Source organism: Demequina sediminicola, from assembly GCF_000975055.1.
GTDB lineage: Bacteria > Actinomycetota > Actinomycetes > Actinomycetales > Demequinaceae > Demequina > Demequina sediminicola.
On sequence record NZ_BBRB01000005.1, the window covers coordinates 201,535 to 215,422 of the forward strand.

Annotated in this window: 15 protein-coding genes; 4 read left to right on the forward strand and 11 right to left on the reverse strand. The window is 60.8% G+C overall.

Annotation, left to right across the window (positions count from 1 at the left end; all coding sequences use genetic code 11):
* Positions 1 to 85: 85 nt before the first annotated feature.
* The 6 genes from AOP79_RS10535 to glgA form a co-directional block, all read right to left on the reverse strand.
* Positions 86 to 1,279, reverse strand: a complete 1,194-nt coding sequence (locus tag AOP79_RS10535) for a hypothetical protein (RefSeq protein ID WP_062073343.1) — start codon at positions 1,277 to 1,279, stop codon at positions 86 to 88.
* Between the two features lie 47 nt (positions 1,280 to 1,326).
* Positions 1,327 to 2,118: a TrmH family RNA methyltransferase gene (locus AOP79_RS10540; RefSeq protein ID WP_236683396.1), complete on the reverse strand. Its 792-nt coding sequence runs from the start codon at positions 2,116 to 2,118 to the stop codon at positions 1,327 to 1,329.
* 119 nt (positions 2,119 to 2,237) lie between these two features.
* Positions 2,238 to 3,314 (reverse strand): SPFH domain-containing protein, encoded by a 1,077-nt coding sequence (locus tag AOP79_RS10545; RefSeq protein ID WP_062073347.1) that lies wholly within the window; start codon positions 3,312 to 3,314, stop codon positions 2,238 to 2,240.
* 4 nt (positions 3,315 to 3,318) lie between these two features.
* Positions 3,319 to 3,759, reverse strand: a complete 441-nt coding sequence (locus AOP79_RS10550; RefSeq protein WP_062073349.1) for an NfeD family protein — start codon at positions 3,757 to 3,759, stop codon at positions 3,319 to 3,321.
* Positions 3,760 to 3,835: 76 nt separating this feature from the next.
* Positions 3,836 to 4,618, reverse strand: coding sequence for an ABC transporter ATP-binding protein (locus AOP79_RS10555; protein ID WP_062073351.1), 783 nt, complete (start codon positions 4,616 to 4,618; stop codon positions 3,836 to 3,838).
* A 10-nt stretch (positions 4,619 to 4,628) separates the two neighbouring features.
* A complete protein-coding gene (glgA, locus tag AOP79_RS10560) occupies positions 4,629 to 5,831 on the reverse strand; it encodes a glycogen synthase (RefSeq protein ID WP_062073444.1) in 1,203 nt (400 codons plus the stop codon).
* A 71-nt stretch (positions 5,832 to 5,902) separates the two neighbouring features.
* Between glgA and AOP79_RS10565 the strand changes: the two genes are divergently transcribed.
* Both AOP79_RS10565 and serB read left to right on the forward strand, forming a co-directional pair.
* Entirely contained in the window at positions 5,903 to 7,144 is a 1,242-nt protein-coding gene (locus AOP79_RS10565; protein WP_062073353.1) for a glucose-1-phosphate adenylyltransferase, read from the forward strand.
* Positions 7,141 to 7,779 carry a phosphoserine phosphatase SerB gene (gene serB, locus AOP79_RS10570; protein WP_062073355.1) on the forward strand — a complete coding sequence of 213 codons (639 nt, stop codon included), beginning with the start codon at positions 7,141 to 7,143 and terminating at the stop codon, positions 7,777 to 7,779. The genes AOP79_RS10565 and serB overlap by 4 nt, the downstream gene beginning before the upstream one ends.
* Positions 7,780 to 7,847: 68 nt before the next feature.
* Here the strand turns inward: serB and AOP79_RS10575 are convergent, their stop codons facing one another.
* From AOP79_RS10575 to fabG, 4 genes are all read right to left on the reverse strand, one after another.
* Positions 7,848 to 8,402, reverse strand: coding sequence for a pyridoxamine 5'-phosphate oxidase family protein (locus tag AOP79_RS10575; RefSeq protein ID WP_062073357.1), 555 nt, complete (start codon positions 8,400 to 8,402; stop codon positions 7,848 to 7,850).
* A gap of 21 nt (positions 8,403 to 8,423) precedes the next feature.
* Entirely contained in the window at positions 8,424 to 8,930 is a 507-nt protein-coding gene (locus AOP79_RS10580) for a SixA phosphatase family protein (protein WP_062073359.1), read from the reverse strand.
* Position 8,931: 1 nt separating this feature from the next.
* A complete protein-coding gene (gene fabI / locus AOP79_RS10585) occupies positions 8,932 to 9,699 on the reverse strand; it encodes an enoyl-ACP reductase FabI (protein ID WP_062073361.1) in 768 nt (255 codons plus the stop codon).
* A gap of 81 nt (positions 9,700 to 9,780) precedes the next feature.
* Entirely contained in the window at positions 9,781 to 10,485 is a 705-nt protein-coding gene (fabG, locus tag AOP79_RS10590) for a 3-oxoacyl-ACP reductase FabG (protein WP_062073363.1), read from the reverse strand.
* A 122-nt stretch (positions 10,486 to 10,607) separates the two neighbouring features.
* On the opposite strand from fabG, the gene AOP79_RS10595 reads away from it, so the two are divergent.
* The gene (locus tag AOP79_RS10595; protein ID WP_161794262.1) at positions 10,608 to 11,519 is read left to right on the forward strand and encodes an SURF1 family protein; all 912 of its coding nucleotides are present in this window, start codon (positions 10,608 to 10,610) and stop codon (positions 11,517 to 11,519) included.
* A gap of 20 nt (positions 11,520 to 11,539) precedes the next feature.
* Here AOP79_RS10595 and AOP79_RS10600 read toward each other — a convergent pair whose 3' ends face one another.
* Entirely contained in the window at positions 11,540 to 13,114 is a 1,575-nt protein-coding gene (locus AOP79_RS10600) for an ABC-F family ATP-binding cassette domain-containing protein (RefSeq protein ID WP_439644687.1), read from the reverse strand.
* A gap of 155 nt (positions 13,115 to 13,269) precedes the next feature.
* Between AOP79_RS10600 and AOP79_RS10605 the strand changes: the two genes are divergently transcribed.
* Positions 13,270 to 13,881 (forward strand): biotin transporter BioY, encoded by a 612-nt coding sequence (locus AOP79_RS10605; RefSeq protein WP_062073369.1) that lies wholly within the window; start codon positions 13,270 to 13,272, stop codon positions 13,879 to 13,881.
* Positions 13,882 to 13,888 lie beyond the last annotated feature (7 nt).

Below are 13,888 nucleotides of genomic sequence, written 5' to 3' on the forward strand. Positions count from 1 at the left end.
TTCTTGCAGTGAAGTTGCCGGACGTCGTGGCGTTACTTCAATAAGTGATTGAGTTTTGGGGGAAGAATTCAGGGATTACAGCGCGTTAGTCGATTGAGCGCTCAAGCGCCGCAACGAGCGACATCAGGTCGGTGTGCAGACCTACTGGATTCTTGAGCCTTCTCGTGGCTTGGCGAAGCAACGCGATGGTTCGCTTGTCCCCGGCCACATGGTCGGCATACGCCGCGGCGGTGCAAAGATAGATCAAGTCCGTCAGGTCGTTGGTTTCCCATTTCGCGCCGTCAACCATTTTGTCGACCATGGCTTCGCGGAAGTGGGACATGCCCGGTGCTTCATCCCAGGCTTTGTACCAGGATCGCCGAGTCCAGGCACTCATTTGTTCGGGACTGAGTCCTGCTGCGAACGCTGCGTGGGCGACTTCTTTTGAGGTGTCCGACACCATGAAGACGTAGGCAGAGCGCCTCTTCAGCTCCTTCGATCTCTCTGTTTCGCTTCTAAGCCACGATGCGAATTTTTCAACACGTTCGAGCCAGCCGCTAAGGTCACCGCGCGGTGTGGGCTCTTGATCGAACAGACAAGCTGCATACACAACGTTCGACAACAAGGCATCGTGGGCATCCCGCCATTCCTTCGGAATCCCCTCGGGTTGGGGACGAGCGTTCCCGCCGCGCGACGAGACGTCAAGCGCGGCGTATGGGGCAAGGGTAAAGACATCTGGCAGCGGTTCTTGGTCAACCCCGGCTGATGCCCTCAGCGCTATGCGCAACTCTGCGGCACGAACTTCTAGCGGATCGCGCATTTGCCAGCCGGAACTCCCCGAGAGAATCGTTGAAGCAAGCGCTGCTCGATCAGCCTCGCGGGTCCAGGCCCCAGTCTCAGAAAGATGAGCTGCCGACATTGGGAGAATCACCTGGCCAGATTCTGCGAGCTTCAGTAGCTTGACTGCTGCTGCATGTTCCTCAGCGCTCCGCAGTCGGTGGGGCGCAGACCACGCTTTACTGAGCGTGCTCCACTGATTCTGGTCAAGGTAGATCACGGGTCGCCCTCGAAGAGGTGACCAGTTTCTCGATGAACCTACGTCGAGGGTGAACCCCATGCCATTGGTCTGGGCGAACGTCAGCTTGCGCGCCCAGGGGCGGTACTCGACGACAGACATTCCCATTTCATTGAACGCCAAGTCTTTTGGCGCAGGCACGCCGGTGACACGTCCATCGCCGAACTTGAACGCAAGTATGCCGTCATCCCGCCATTGGACAGCGTCGATCCGCTTTGAACTCAAATGGTCTCCGTCGATTCTTCGTTGAGGACGAGGGCGTGATCAGCACGCTACCGCGTCGCATAGAACACCACGGCCGAGGCTGCCGCGACATTGAGCGAGTCCACGCCGTTCATCATCGGGATGGTCACGCGGCGGTCGAGTCGGCGATCAACCTTCGGCGTGATGCCGTGGCCTTCGGAGCCGAGCACGATGGCCAATTTCTCGTGATCCTCGGCGACCAACTCATCGAGGGTGATGGCCCCGGCACCGAGAGTCATGCCGGCGACGACGTAGCCTTCGTCCTGCAGGAGCTCGATCCCCTGGGGCCAGGCTTCGAAGCGAGTCCACGGGACTTGGAAGACCGTACCCATGGACACCTTCACGGCACGACGATAGAGCGGATCAGCGCAGGTCGGGGCACAGATAATCGCATCCGCTCCGATGCCTGCGGCCGAGCGAAAGATCGCGCCGACGTTGGTGTGGTCCACGATGCCCTCGAGGACAACGACTCGCCGCGCAGTCGCGACGAGCTCTTGCGGATCTGCCAGGGAAGGCCGATGCATCGCAGCCAACGCTCCTCGATGCACTTGGTAGCCGGTGACGTTCTCCAGTAATTCCTCGGCCCCCACCAAAAGAGGAGCTGAGACACCCATGTGATCCATCACTTCGCGAATTCCAGTCGCCCACTTGGGGCTCGCAAGCACCGATCGCGGAACATGCCCGGCAGCCAAGGCTCGTTCGATGACCTTGGCGCCCTCAGCCATATAGAGACCACGCTCGGGTTCAATCTTGCGTCGGAGTGCCACATCCGTCAGGTTGCGGTAGTCGTCGAGCAGTGGGTCGGCGGGGTCTGTGATCACGTGTTCATTGTGGCAGGGGCAAGCAATACCGGGGACGCGGGCCAGGCATCAGCAAAGCGCCCCGCCACCACAGGGTGACGGGGCGCTTCACTACCACCGCTTGGCGGTACCACGCTGGTTTACTGCTGGCCCTTTTCAGCGTCTGGGTTGAACGGACGGCCGGACCGCGTGCCAGCGTCAGTGGCATCGGACGCAGCGTCTTCGACCTCCTGCTTTGCCAGACGCAGCGCTTCAGCCGGATCTGCCAGAGCCGAGGTGATGCGAGAGCCTCGTTCGCTGTCGCGCTCGCGGTCACGCGTCAGTGGCTCAAGGTCCTCTTCCTGACCGAAGGCCGCAGAGATGGACTTCAAAGCGCCGGTGAACTCGGTAGGCACGAACCACACCTTGTTCGAATCCGTCTTCGCGATCTCGGGCAAGACCTGCAGGTACTGGTAGGCAAGGAGCTTGGAATCCGCATCTCCCTGGTGGATCGCGTCGAAGACCTGCAGGATCGCACGCGCTTCACCTTCAGCGTTCAGGATCGCAGCTTGCGCCTCACCTTCAGCTCGCAAAATCGCGGACTGCTTCTCACCTTCAGCGGTGAGAATCTGCGACTGCTTGACACCTTCAGCGGTCAGAATCGCTGCACGGCGATCACGCTCGGCACGCATCTGCTTTTCCATCGAGTCCTTGATGGACAGCGGCGGGTCAATGGCCTTCAGTTCCACACGACCCACGCGGATGCCCCACTTGCCGGTGGCCTCATCGAGCACGCTACGGAGTTGGCCGTTGATCTGGTCACGGCTGGTGAGCGTCTGCTCAAGGTCCATGGTTCCGATGACGTTACGGATCGTCGTCACGGTCAGCTGTTGCATACCGACGATGTAACTAGCGATCTCGTAGACGGCAGCCTTCGCGTTGGTCACCTGGAAGTAGATCACGGTGTCGATTTCGACGTTCAGGTTGTCGGAGGTGATGACGTTCTGTGGGGGGAACGAGACCACCTGCTCACGTAGGTCAACCTTTTGGCGGACCTTGTCGATGAACGGCACCAGCAGGTGCATGCCAGCTTCCATCGTGCGGCTGTAGCGACCTAGCCGCTCAACGACGCGGGCCTCGGTCTGCGGGACAATTTGGACTGCTTTTGCCAGTGCCGAGATCACGAAGATCACAAGGACAACGGCAAGCACTGTAATCGCCACTTGTACGGGTGTCATTGGACTACTCCCCCTGGTTTTCTGGGGCGACGATGGCCGTCGCCCCCTTGATTTCCACTACGGTCACATCCGTGCCTTCCGCAATCACGGGCGCATCATCGCGCGTCCGGGCGGACCACACTTCACCATTCAACTTGACTCGGCCACGGAACTCCGTGATCTGATCAAGTGATCGGGCCTCGACTCCGACGAGCGCCGCAGAGTTGGTTTCCACCAGCACCGAACGAGCTCGGATTGATTTCAGTAGCCAGGGCCGCAAGGTGAAGAGCATCAACGCGGCAACCGAGCAGGCGATCACGACAATGAGCCACAGCGGGGCTCCCAGCACAGCGGCAACTCCACCGGCGATCGCACCCGCCGCGAGCATCGCGAACACCAGATCTAGAGTGAAGATCTCGATGATTCCGAACACTAGCGCCGCAATAAACCACCACAGTGAATCCATGGCATTCACCTCCTATGACCGGCAATCTATCAGCGCTGACGATGCGACAGCATCGGCCTGAAGGATGATTCTTGAGTCAGCCTTTTCGTGCGGTCCAACGCCCTTGGTGCGCATGAAGAGCAACGGGCATTCCGTATGCCTGCGTCAGGTTTGCTGACGTGATGGTGGCATGGAGCGGGCCAGCGGCTACAACTTCTCCTTCACGTAGGAGCAGCGCGTGGGTGAAGCCTTCCGGGATCTCTTCTACGTGGTGGGTGACCATCACGATCGCTGGCGAACGGCGGTCTCCTGCGAGCTCAGCGAGGGCTGCCAGGAGTTCTTCGCGCCCGGCGAGGTCGAGGCCCGCGGCAGGCTCATCGAGGATCAGGAGTTCTGGGTCTGTCATCAGGGCGCGCCCGATCTGAACCCGCTTACGCTCGCCCTCGGACAGCGTCCAGAAAGCTCGCTCGGCGAAGTCCGACATTCCGAACGCGGCAAGAAGATCGTCGGCACGTGACTCGTCAATGTGCTCGTACTCTTCGCGCCACCGCCCCGTGACTCCATAAGCGGCGGTCATCACGACGTCGCGCACAGTTTCGTCGTCGGGAATCCTGTCAGCCAAGGCGGCCGATGTCAGTCCCACCCGGGTACGCAAATCTTGGGTGTCGGAGTGACCAAGTGTCTCTCCGAGGACCATGACAGTGCCCTCCGTTGGGTGCATTCGTGCCGACGCCAAGTTTGTCAGTGTGGTTTTGCCTGCGCCATTGGGTCCAAGTACAACCCATCGCTCCGCGGAGTCCACGGACCAGTTGATGTCACGCAGGATGGGGTTGTCGCCACGACGCAACTGAACACCGGAAAAACTGAGCACCTCGGTCATGTCGCTCAGCCTATCCGAGGATTCCCCGATACAGGTGAGCAGTACGTTCACCGATGGTGTGCCACGAGAAGTGTTCGGTGGCGCGTTCCCGTCCTGCTCGTCCCCACGCTCTGGCCCTATCCTGGTCGGACACTGCGTCAGTCAGTGCTGCAGCCAGGTCTGCAATGAAGGCGTCGGGATCAGTGGGAGTGCCCGTGCCATCAGAGACTTGGTCGATGGGTACCAGAATCCCTGTTTCGCCGTCGACAACGACCTCAGGGATTCCGCCCGTGGCAGTAGCAACGACCGGCAGTCCCACTGCCATGGCCTCAAGGTTCACGATGCCGAGCGGTTCATACACGCTCGGGCAAGCGAATGCGGTGCAGGCATCAAGGACTGCCACCAGTTCGGGGCGTGGCAAGTGCTCGTCGATCCAGATGACTCCGCTACGACGCTCTTGGAGGCCGGCGACCAGCCCGCTCACCTCGGCGGCGATCTCCTGGGTGTCGGGAGCACCCGCACACAACACCACCTGAACGTCATCAGGCAACGTCTCTACGGCCCTCAGGAAGTACGGCAGCCCCTTCTGACGGGTAATCCGGCCCACGAAGACGATGGCGGGGCGACTGGGATCAATACCCCACCTCTTGACTACGGCATCGGCCTTGGCGCGCTCTTCCGGCGTGGCAGGAGCGGCCCAAGCGTCGACATCGATGCCGTTGTGGATGACCTTCACTTTGTCGGGGTCAACATTGGGGTATGACCGCAAGACGTCATCCCGCATGCCCGCAGAGACGGCGATGATCGCATCGGCCCCCTCATACGCGGTCTTCTCTATCCACGACGAGACTCGGTACCCGCCGCCGAGCTGTTCTGCCTTCCATGGCCGCATCGGCTCAAGTGAATGTGCGCTCACAATATGAGGGATTCCATGGAGTTTTGCCGCGAGGTGGCCGGCCATATTTGCGTACCACGTGTGTGAATGTACGAGGTCGGCACCCTTGCAGTCATTGGCCATCGGCAGGTTGTGCGCCAACACATCCAGCGATGCGTCCCCCACCCCTCCACCGAGAGCGTCATACCCGGTCACACCAGGCTCGCTACGCGGGCCATCGAACGCACGTACCTCCACGTCCATGTGTTGACGGAGCACCGCGGCCAACTCTGTGACGTGCACGCCGGCGCCGCCATAAATGTGAGGTGGATATTCACGTGTGAGGATGTCTGCTCGCATAAAGGACACGCTATCGCTCGAATGTGGTGTTGCGCATTCCCTCAACAACTATTCGCCACTATGGTGAAGTTATGCCTGCACCCAAGATTCTCGCGATCGTCCTCGCTGGAGGTGAGGGCAAGCGCCTGATGCCCCTCACTGCAGCCCGTGCCAAGCCTGCTGTCCCCTTCGGCGGCACGTTCCGACTCATTGACTTTGCACTGTCGAACCTGGCGAACTCCCGCTATCTGCACATCGTTGTGCTAACGCAGTACAAGTCCCACTCGATGGACCGTCACATCGCGCAGACATGGCCAATGTCGCCACTGCTCGGCAACTATGTTGCTCCCGTTCCTGCTCAGCAGCGTCGCGGCAAGCACTGGTACCTCGGCAGTGCGGACGCCATCTATCAGACGGTCAACATCATTGAAGATGAAGAGCCGGACATCGTGGTGATCGTGGGCGCTGACCACGTCTATCGCATGGACTTCTCGCAGATGGTCGATGCACACATCGCCTCCGGTGCCGACTTCACGGTCGCGGGAATCCGCCAGCCCATCTCTTTGGCGGATCAGTTCGGCGTCATTGACACCGACAAGGACCGCCCAGGTTTCATCAACAAGTTCCTCGAGAAGCCCACGGAGCCGGAGGGCTTGCCCGACAGCCCCGACGAAGTCCTGGCGAGCATGGGCAACTATGTCGCCTCGGTGGAACCTTTCCTCGAGGCCCTCAAGGCCGATGCTGAGTCGCCCACCTCTAAGCACGACATGGGTGGAGACATCGTTCCGTACTTCGTCGACAAGGGCACCTGTGGCTTCTACGATTTCGTTGACAACGACGTGCCCGGTTCGACGGATCGCGATCGCGACTATTGGCGTGATGTTGGAACGTTGGACAGCTACTACGACGCGCACATGGACCTCATCGCGGTAGAGCCGATCTTCAACGTCTACAACCGTGAGTGGCCAGTGCACCAGGGGCTTATCACTGAGCCTCCGGCGAAGTTCATCCACTCTGAAGAGGGTCGTTTGGGCCACGCCGCGGATTCGATTGTCTCTCCCGGCACCATTGTGTCGGGTGCGACTGTCACGGGTTCGGTTCTCTCCCCTGGCGTGCGTCTCCACTCGTGGTCGACAGTTTCTGATTCGATTCTCCTGGACGATGTGATCGTGAACCGCCACGCGCAGGTTCACCGCGCCATCTTGGACAAGAACGTCATTGTCGAGGAAGGCGCACGCGTGGGTATCGATCGCCAAGCCGATATCGAGCGTGGATACACCGTCACGGAGTCAGGCATCACGGTTGTACCCAAGAACACGGTGATTGCCGGATGACCCGTCGTCTCATTGTCCTCGACGTTGATTCGACGCTCATCACCTCCGAAGTCATTGAACTCATTGCGGCCCGGGCGGGTACTCAAGTTGAGGTAGCTCGCGTCACAGAAGCAGCGATGCGCGGAGAGATCGACTTTGGAGAGTCGCTGACCCAACGGGTGGCAACGCTTGCGGGTGTCTCCGACACGGTCTTCAACGAGGTCATCGAGGAAGTCCAGTTCACTCCTGGTGCCGAGTACCTCATCTCAACTCTCCAGGAGCGAGGCTGGACCGCCGCGTTGGTGTCTGGCGGCTTCCACGAGATCGTCGGCCCGTTGGCGCGACAGCTCAATATCGATCTGTTCCGTGCCAACGGCCTTGAGGTCGCCGACGGGAGGCTCACTGGCCGTACCTACGGCCCTGTGATCGACCGTGCAGCAAAAGCCCAGGCGCTACGGGAGTACTGCTCACAGTTGGGCATCGATACGGCCGATGCCGTTGCCGTCGGCGATGGTGCGAATGACCTGGACATGATGGCAGTGGCAGGGCTCGGCATCGCGTTCAACGCAAAGCCCGTGGTTCAGAGCCACGCCGATGCCGCGGTGAATGAGCCCTCCCTCGCGGCGGTTCTCGACGTGATCGACGCTCGGGCCTGAGCCACACTGGTATCAAGCGTGGTTCAGGAGACACGCGGCGCGAACTGCACACGGTTGAACGGCGATACTTAGCCTCGCTCGTGCTCCTTGAGTGCCGGGAGACCATCGAGACTCGTCGCGTTTTTGCGGTCCCGATAGTCACGCAAGCCCTCGTCTCCCTTACCTCGAGCCCACCGGTCAAGCTGGTCCCGGTCACTGCGGTACTCCAACAACGGTACCGACATGCCGCACGAGTCACTGATGCGATCAGCCGTGACCACGATGATGGCGCGAGCTCCGGGCTTGTCGGGAAATCGGGACGCCATCTCATCCCACTCAGGCGTGTCCCTGGTGATCACTTCGGCTCGACCGTGAATGCGCGCGATCATGGGTGGCCCCTCGAACGCACACCACATCACAGTGATGCGGTTCAGCGCTCGCACGTGCGCGATCGTTTCCGAACCTGAGCCAGTGAGGTCGAGGTAGGCGATTCGACGGCTATCGAGCACCACGAGGGTGCCGTCGCCACCCTTGGGCGACACATTGACCAAGCCGTCGGCAGCTGCCGTGGCAACGAAGAACATCGGTTGGCGACTGATGAAGTCCCCGATAAACCCGTCGAGCGTGTCGTGCTCGTTGGCCATGTGAATCCCTTGTCGTAGGGCCTAGTCGACGTCGCGGCCGGAGATCACAGTCGTGAGCGTTGCGGTGCGCGAACCCAGGCTGGACCAGGGACCGTCGAAGGTCAGCACTGCTGCAGTGGCCGTGCGCAAACCGTGTGCAACAAATTTCAAGGACGGTGTGTCCGAGCCATCGGCTGCGAGATATGCGGTCGCCGCTGATGACGTGGGCTCGTGACCCACGACAATGACGGTTTCCTCGTCCTCAATGTCGTGAAGGACCTCAAGTAGTCCGTCAACGTGAGTCTCGTAGAGGTCGTCAACGATGCGCTCTTGGCAGTCAGCGAACGCCTTCGACATGAGGTTCCACGTCTGCTGCGTACGGTTCGCTGGAGACACTAAGGCCAGCGTGGGCTTGAGGCCCGCTTCAACGAGTTCGGCGCCGAGCTTGGCTGAAGCCTGGCGGCCGATGAGCGCCAGAGGGCGGTCCATATCCTGGATGCCACCAGGCTTTTCGGCCTTGGCGTGGCGGGCAAGAATCAAAGTTGGCATGTCACTGTCCCATCGCGTGCACGCCACCGTCGACGTGCACCATTTCTCCTGTGGTCGCGGGGAACCAGTCACTGAGAAGTGCTGTCACGGCCTTGGCTGTTGGTTCGGTCGCTGCAGAGTCCCAGCCCAGAGGGGCCCGCTCCGACCAGGTGCCTTCCATCTGTTCGAAGCCCGGGATGTTCTTCGCTGCCGTCGTCTTGATAGGTCCGGCGGAGACCATGTTGCAACGCACCCCCTGCGGCCCGAGGTCACGAGCCAAGTACCGGCTTGTCGACTCGAGCGCCGACTTTGCGACGCCCATCCAGTCATAGACGGGCCATGCGACAGTGGCATCGAAGGTGAGGCCGACGATCGAGCCGCCGTTGGGCATCAGGGGCAGCGTTGCCTGCGCGAGCGCCTTGAGCGAGAACGCAGAGATGTGCATGGCGGTGGCAACGTCTTCCCACGGCCCCTCCATGAAGTTTCCACCCATCACGTTCTGTGGCGCGAAACCAATGGAGTGCACGACCCCGTCAAGGTGAGGAACGTGCTCACGCACAGCATCCGCGAGGCCCTCAAGCTGCTCTGGGTCCGTGACATCAAGCGGCACCACCTGGGCCTCGACGGGCAATCGACGCCCCATGGCCTGCGTGATCTTTACCGTGCGACCCACGCCGGTGAGCACAACGGTGGCGCCCTGCTCCTGGCAGAGACGTGCAACGTCAAAGGCGATTGACCCTTCGGTCAATACACCAGTGACCAGGATGTTTTTCCCGTCAAGAATTCCCATGAATGTGTTTCCTCCTGTGCGGAAGCCTAGCGGTCGCTCACGGTTACTGGCGTGAGCTTGAGCGTGAAGTTGTGGAAAGCGTTAGTGGCCCATCCCCAGGCCGCCATCCACGGGCAGGACGGCGCCTGAGACGTAGCCAGAGCTGTCAGATGCAAGGTACAGCGCTGCAGCGGCCACGTCGTCCGTGGTGCCAAAACGTTTGGCGGGAATGTTGGCTTCGTATTGCTTCTGAAGATTTTCAGCAAGTTCGTCTGTCATGTCAGTGGTGATAAACCCTGGGGCGATGACGTTCGCCGTGATACCTCGCTGGCCGACCTCGCGGGTAATGGACCGCGCCATGCCCACCAATGCGGCCTTCGACGATGAGTAGTTCACCTGGCCGGGGTTGCCCATCAGGCCCACGACGGAGCCGACCAGGATGATCCGGCCAAAGCGCTGACGCATCATGGACTGGACCGCACGACGGACGGTCCGGAATGTTCCGGTGAGGTTGACGTCGAGCACTGAAGCGAAGTCATCGTCGGACATCCGCATGAGGAGTCCGTCCTTAGTGACGCCGGCGTTGGCGACGAGTACCTCGACACGCCCATGCCGTTCCTCAAGCGCATCAAACGCCGCATTGACTCCGTCGGTGTCGGTGATGTCGGCAATCTCGCCGTCGACACCTTCGGGTAACTGCCCGCTGCGGTGAATTGAGCTGACGTTATAGCCGGCGGCGACAAAAGACTCAGCGATGGCACGGCCGATGCCGCGGTTGGCTCCTGTGACGAGGACATGTCGTGTCATGGGTGCCACGGTACCGAACCTGGACGCGCCGTAGGGCCATACCCGTCACGCACTCGCCGTCTCGTGGATGGAGTTGTGCGTAGCGACACGAGGTCCGTTGTCACGCGACTACTATCGCAGGCGTGATCTTTCGTGGCTTATCTCCCGTTCGCGTGATCGTCACGCTCGGTGTGGCTGTCGCGATCAGCGCTGTCGCGATTGTGCTGGGCGACTGGCAGCACGGTCGCCACGAAGCGAAAACTGATGCGCGCGACGCGTATGCCGCCGCGCAGGAGGAACCAGTCGCACCACTCGAGGTGGTGGTTCCTCCGGGCTCCACCGACCTCCCCGAAAGTGCACAATGGCGAACGGTGACCGTTACTGGTGTTTTCGACTCTGAGACGGCCACAGTGTTGCGCGGGCGACCGATCGACTCAACACCCGCATGGCAGTACCTCGCATGGCTCGACACTGACAGCGGCGAATCGGTACTTGTCTCTGTGGGGTGGATCCCGCAGCCCGGCCCCAATGAAGACCCCGTCGCCGTTCCCTATTCAGACCAAGTCGTGACGGTGACAGGCGTGGTGCGCGAGTGGGAAGAAGACGACGGCAAGAGCGCCGATGACTCCGTCTCACGCATCACGCCAGCGCAGTTAGATGAGCCACACCATCCGGCCGTGCCTGGCTACCTCATGATGCGTGAGTACTGCGACGACAGTGGCTGCCGAAACACCCTCGTGGGTCAAGAAGTCCCGCTACCTGAGCTCTCTGTGGGGCCACACCTTTCCTACGCTTGGCAGTGGTGGGTATTCGCCGCACTCGCTCCGCTCGGCGCGGTGCTTCTCTTGCGCCGCGATAGCCGTGAACAGGCACTCATTGATCGCCGCGACGATGCCTCCGGAACTGGCCCGGCACATCCCCCGAACGATCTCGCAGACGACACCCCAGCGTCGACCCCGTCACCCGCACCAACATCGGCGGTTTCCCACACCAAAAAGTCGCGTCGACAACGACGTCGTGGCCCTTCCGATGAGGAGATTGAGGACGCGCTGTAACTCAGTGCGCCGGGCCCCGGCTAGGCGAGCGTGATGAGATCGCGATAGTTGTCGTTCCACAGGTCCTCGTCGGCATCGGGCAAGAGCAGAACGCGTTCCGGCTCCAAGGCATCAACGGCGCCCTCATCGTGTGTCACGAGGACAACAGCTCCCTCGTATGTCCGCAATGCACCAAGAATCTCTGCGCGTGACGCGGGATCAAGGTTGTTCGTCGGTTCATCGAGGAGGAGGACGTTCGCCTGGCTGACCACGAGTGTCGCCAACGCCAGACGCGTCTTTTCTCCACCGGACAAGACGCGCGTGGGCTTGTCTGCGTCGTCACCGGAGAACAAGAACGAACCCAGGACTTTGCGCACCTCCGTATCACCCAAGTCGGGCGCGGAGTGACGCATGTTCTCAGCCACGGTGGCGTCCATATCCAGGGTGTCGTGCTCCTGGGCGTAGTACCCGAGCTTCAAGCCGTGTCCCGGCTCAATCTCGCCTGTGTCAGGCTGCTCCACGCCTGCCAGCAGCTTCAACAATGTGGTCTTGCCGGCGCCGTTAAACCCAAGGATGACCACACGTGAGCCACGGTCAATGGCGAGATCCACGTCCATGAAGACTTCAAGAGAGCCATAACTCTTGGACAAGCCGTAGCCTCGCAACGGCGTCTTGCCACACGCAGCAGGCGTCGGGAATCGCAGGGATGCGACCTTGTCTGAGACACGCTCACCCTCGGTGCCCTCCAGCATCTTTTCCGCCCGCTTGAGCATCTGCTGAGCGGCGACCGCCTTGGACGCCTTTGCCCGCATCTTCTCCGCCTGAGCAACCAGTGCCCCCGCCTTCTTCTCCGCGATACGGCGCTCGGTGTGACGACGCTTCTCATCGTCCTCACGCTGGCGAAGATACAGATCCCACCCCATCGCGTACTGATCCAACTGGCCGCGGTTGGCATCGAGATAGAACACCTTGGTCACCACGGTACGAACCAAGTCGACATCGTGACTGATCACAATGAGACCGCCCGAATACTGGCGCAGGAATTCACGGAGCCAGACGATCGAGTCCGCGTCAAGGTGGTTAGTCGGTTCGTCCAGAAGCAACGTCTCAGCGTCGGAGAACAATATTCGCGCCAATTCGACACGGCGGCGTTGACCACCAGAAAGAGTCTCAAGAGGCTGAGCCAAAATCCGTTCATCGAGCCCAAGGTTTGAAGCAATACGCGACGCCTCAGATTCGGCTGCATAGCCACCTGCCGCACGGAACCGCTCTTCAAGCCGCGGGTAACGCTCCATCGCCTTGATCGAGGCGGCTTCGTCACTTCCTGCCATGGCGTCTTCAGCCTCGCGCATCTTCGCGACGATGCCGGCGAGGTCACGTGCGGCCAAAATGCGGTGCATCGCCAACTGCGACAGATCGCCGGAACGCGGGTCCTGGGGAAGGTAGCCCACGGTGCCCTTGTGGGTCACCGTTCCACCGGAGGCCTGCCCCTCCCCCGCAAGAATGCGCGTCATGGTGGTCTTGCCTGCGCCGTTGCGTCCCACCAAGCCGATGCGGTCGCCCGCGTTCACATGAAACGACGTCGGGTTCAACAACACCCGTGCGCCGATGCGCATCTCAAGATTTTGCGCGCTGATCACTAAAAACAACTCCTCAGGTGACATGCATTTGGTGGGATGTCTACAACGATCGCGCATTGAGCACGAAAGGCAAAGTCCACGGGCAACGGCCACAGTAGCGTGGCGCCGATCAATTATCGCAAGGAGAATGCATGTCCCCGCGCCACACGTTCTCAGGGCCCAACATCGCCCTGATCGCTGTCTTTGCCGCTTTCATCGCCGCGTCCACACTTGTCCCGGAAGTCACACTTGCATTCGGAGTGCCATTCTCCCTGCAAACGTTGGCTGTGGTGCTTGCCGGACTCTGCCTCGGACCGTGGCGAGGAACCGCTGCAGTCGCTCTTTACATTGTCGTCGGCGCCGCAGGCATGCCGATCTTCGCCAACAACATCGGAGGCCTTGCCGTCTTCGTTGGCCCCACCGGAGGGTTCATCGTCGGGTTCCTGCCGGCCGCGTTCGCGGTTGGGCTCGTGGCCCAGCTTCTGCGCAATCGGGTCAAGGCAAACTTCTTCACGCTCACACTGGCAGGGCTTGTCTCTATTCCCATCATCTACGCGGTAGGGATCCCATGGATGTCGATCGTCACGGGCCTCAGCATGTCGCAAGCTGCCGTGGTTCTCGCCCCGTTCTATCTTCCCGACGTCATCAAGGTCGTCATCGCCGCATCGCTGGCCGCAATCATCCACCGCGCTTATCCCCAACTTTTGCCTGCTCAGACCAAGAAATCGTCTGCTGTGGACGTGGAAGAGCCCGCGACCGCATAGCCTTAAC

What these genes read in the sequence shown, in the direction of transcription:
- AOP79_RS10550 (WP_062073349.1), bottom strand. Translation starts at nt 3,759, where the DNA reads ATGGATTCACTGTGGTGGTTTATTGCGGCGCTAGTGTTCGGAATCATC.
- AOP79_RS10565 (WP_062073353.1), top strand. Translation starts at nt 5,903, where the DNA reads ATGCCTGCACCCAAGATTCTCGCGATCGTCCTCGCTGGAGGTGAGGGC.
- fabI (WP_062073361.1), bottom strand. Translation starts at nt 9,699, where the DNA reads ATGGGAATTCTTGACGGGAAAAACATCCTGGTCACTGGTGTATTGACC.
- AOP79_RS10545 (WP_062073347.1), bottom strand. Translation starts at nt 3,314, where the DNA reads ATGACACCCGTACAAGTGGCGATTACAGTGCTTGCCGTTGTCCTTGTG.
- AOP79_RS10575 (WP_062073357.1), bottom strand. Translation starts at nt 8,402, where the DNA reads ATGGCCAACGAGCACGACACGCTCGACGGGTTTATCGGGGACTTCATC.
- AOP79_RS10580 (WP_062073359.1), bottom strand. Translation starts at nt 8,930, where the DNA reads ATGCCAACTTTGATTCTTGCCCGCCACGCCAAGGCCGAAAAGCCTGGT.
- fabG (WP_062073363.1), bottom strand. Translation starts at nt 10,485, where the DNA reads ATGACACGACATGTCCTCGTCACAGGAGCCAACCGCGGCATCGGCCGT.
- glgA (WP_062073444.1), bottom strand. Translation starts at nt 5,831, where the DNA reads ATGCGAGCAGACATCCTCACACGTGAATATCCACCTCACATTTATGGC.
- AOP79_RS10600 (WP_439644687.1), bottom strand. Translation starts at nt 13,114, where the DNA reads ATGCGCATCGGCGCACGGGTGTTGTTGAACCCGACGTCGTTTCATGTG.
- AOP79_RS10605 (WP_062073369.1), top strand. Translation starts at nt 13,270, where the DNA reads ATGTCCCCGCGCCACACGTTCTCAGGGCCCAACATCGCCCTGATCGCT.
- serB (WP_062073355.1), top strand. Translation starts at nt 7,141, where the DNA reads ATGACCCGTCGTCTCATTGTCCTCGACGTTGATTCGACGCTCATCACC.
- AOP79_RS10555 (WP_062073351.1), bottom strand. Translation starts at nt 4,618, where the DNA reads ATGACCGAGGTGCTCAGTTTTTCCGGTGTTCAGTTGCGTCGTGGCGAC.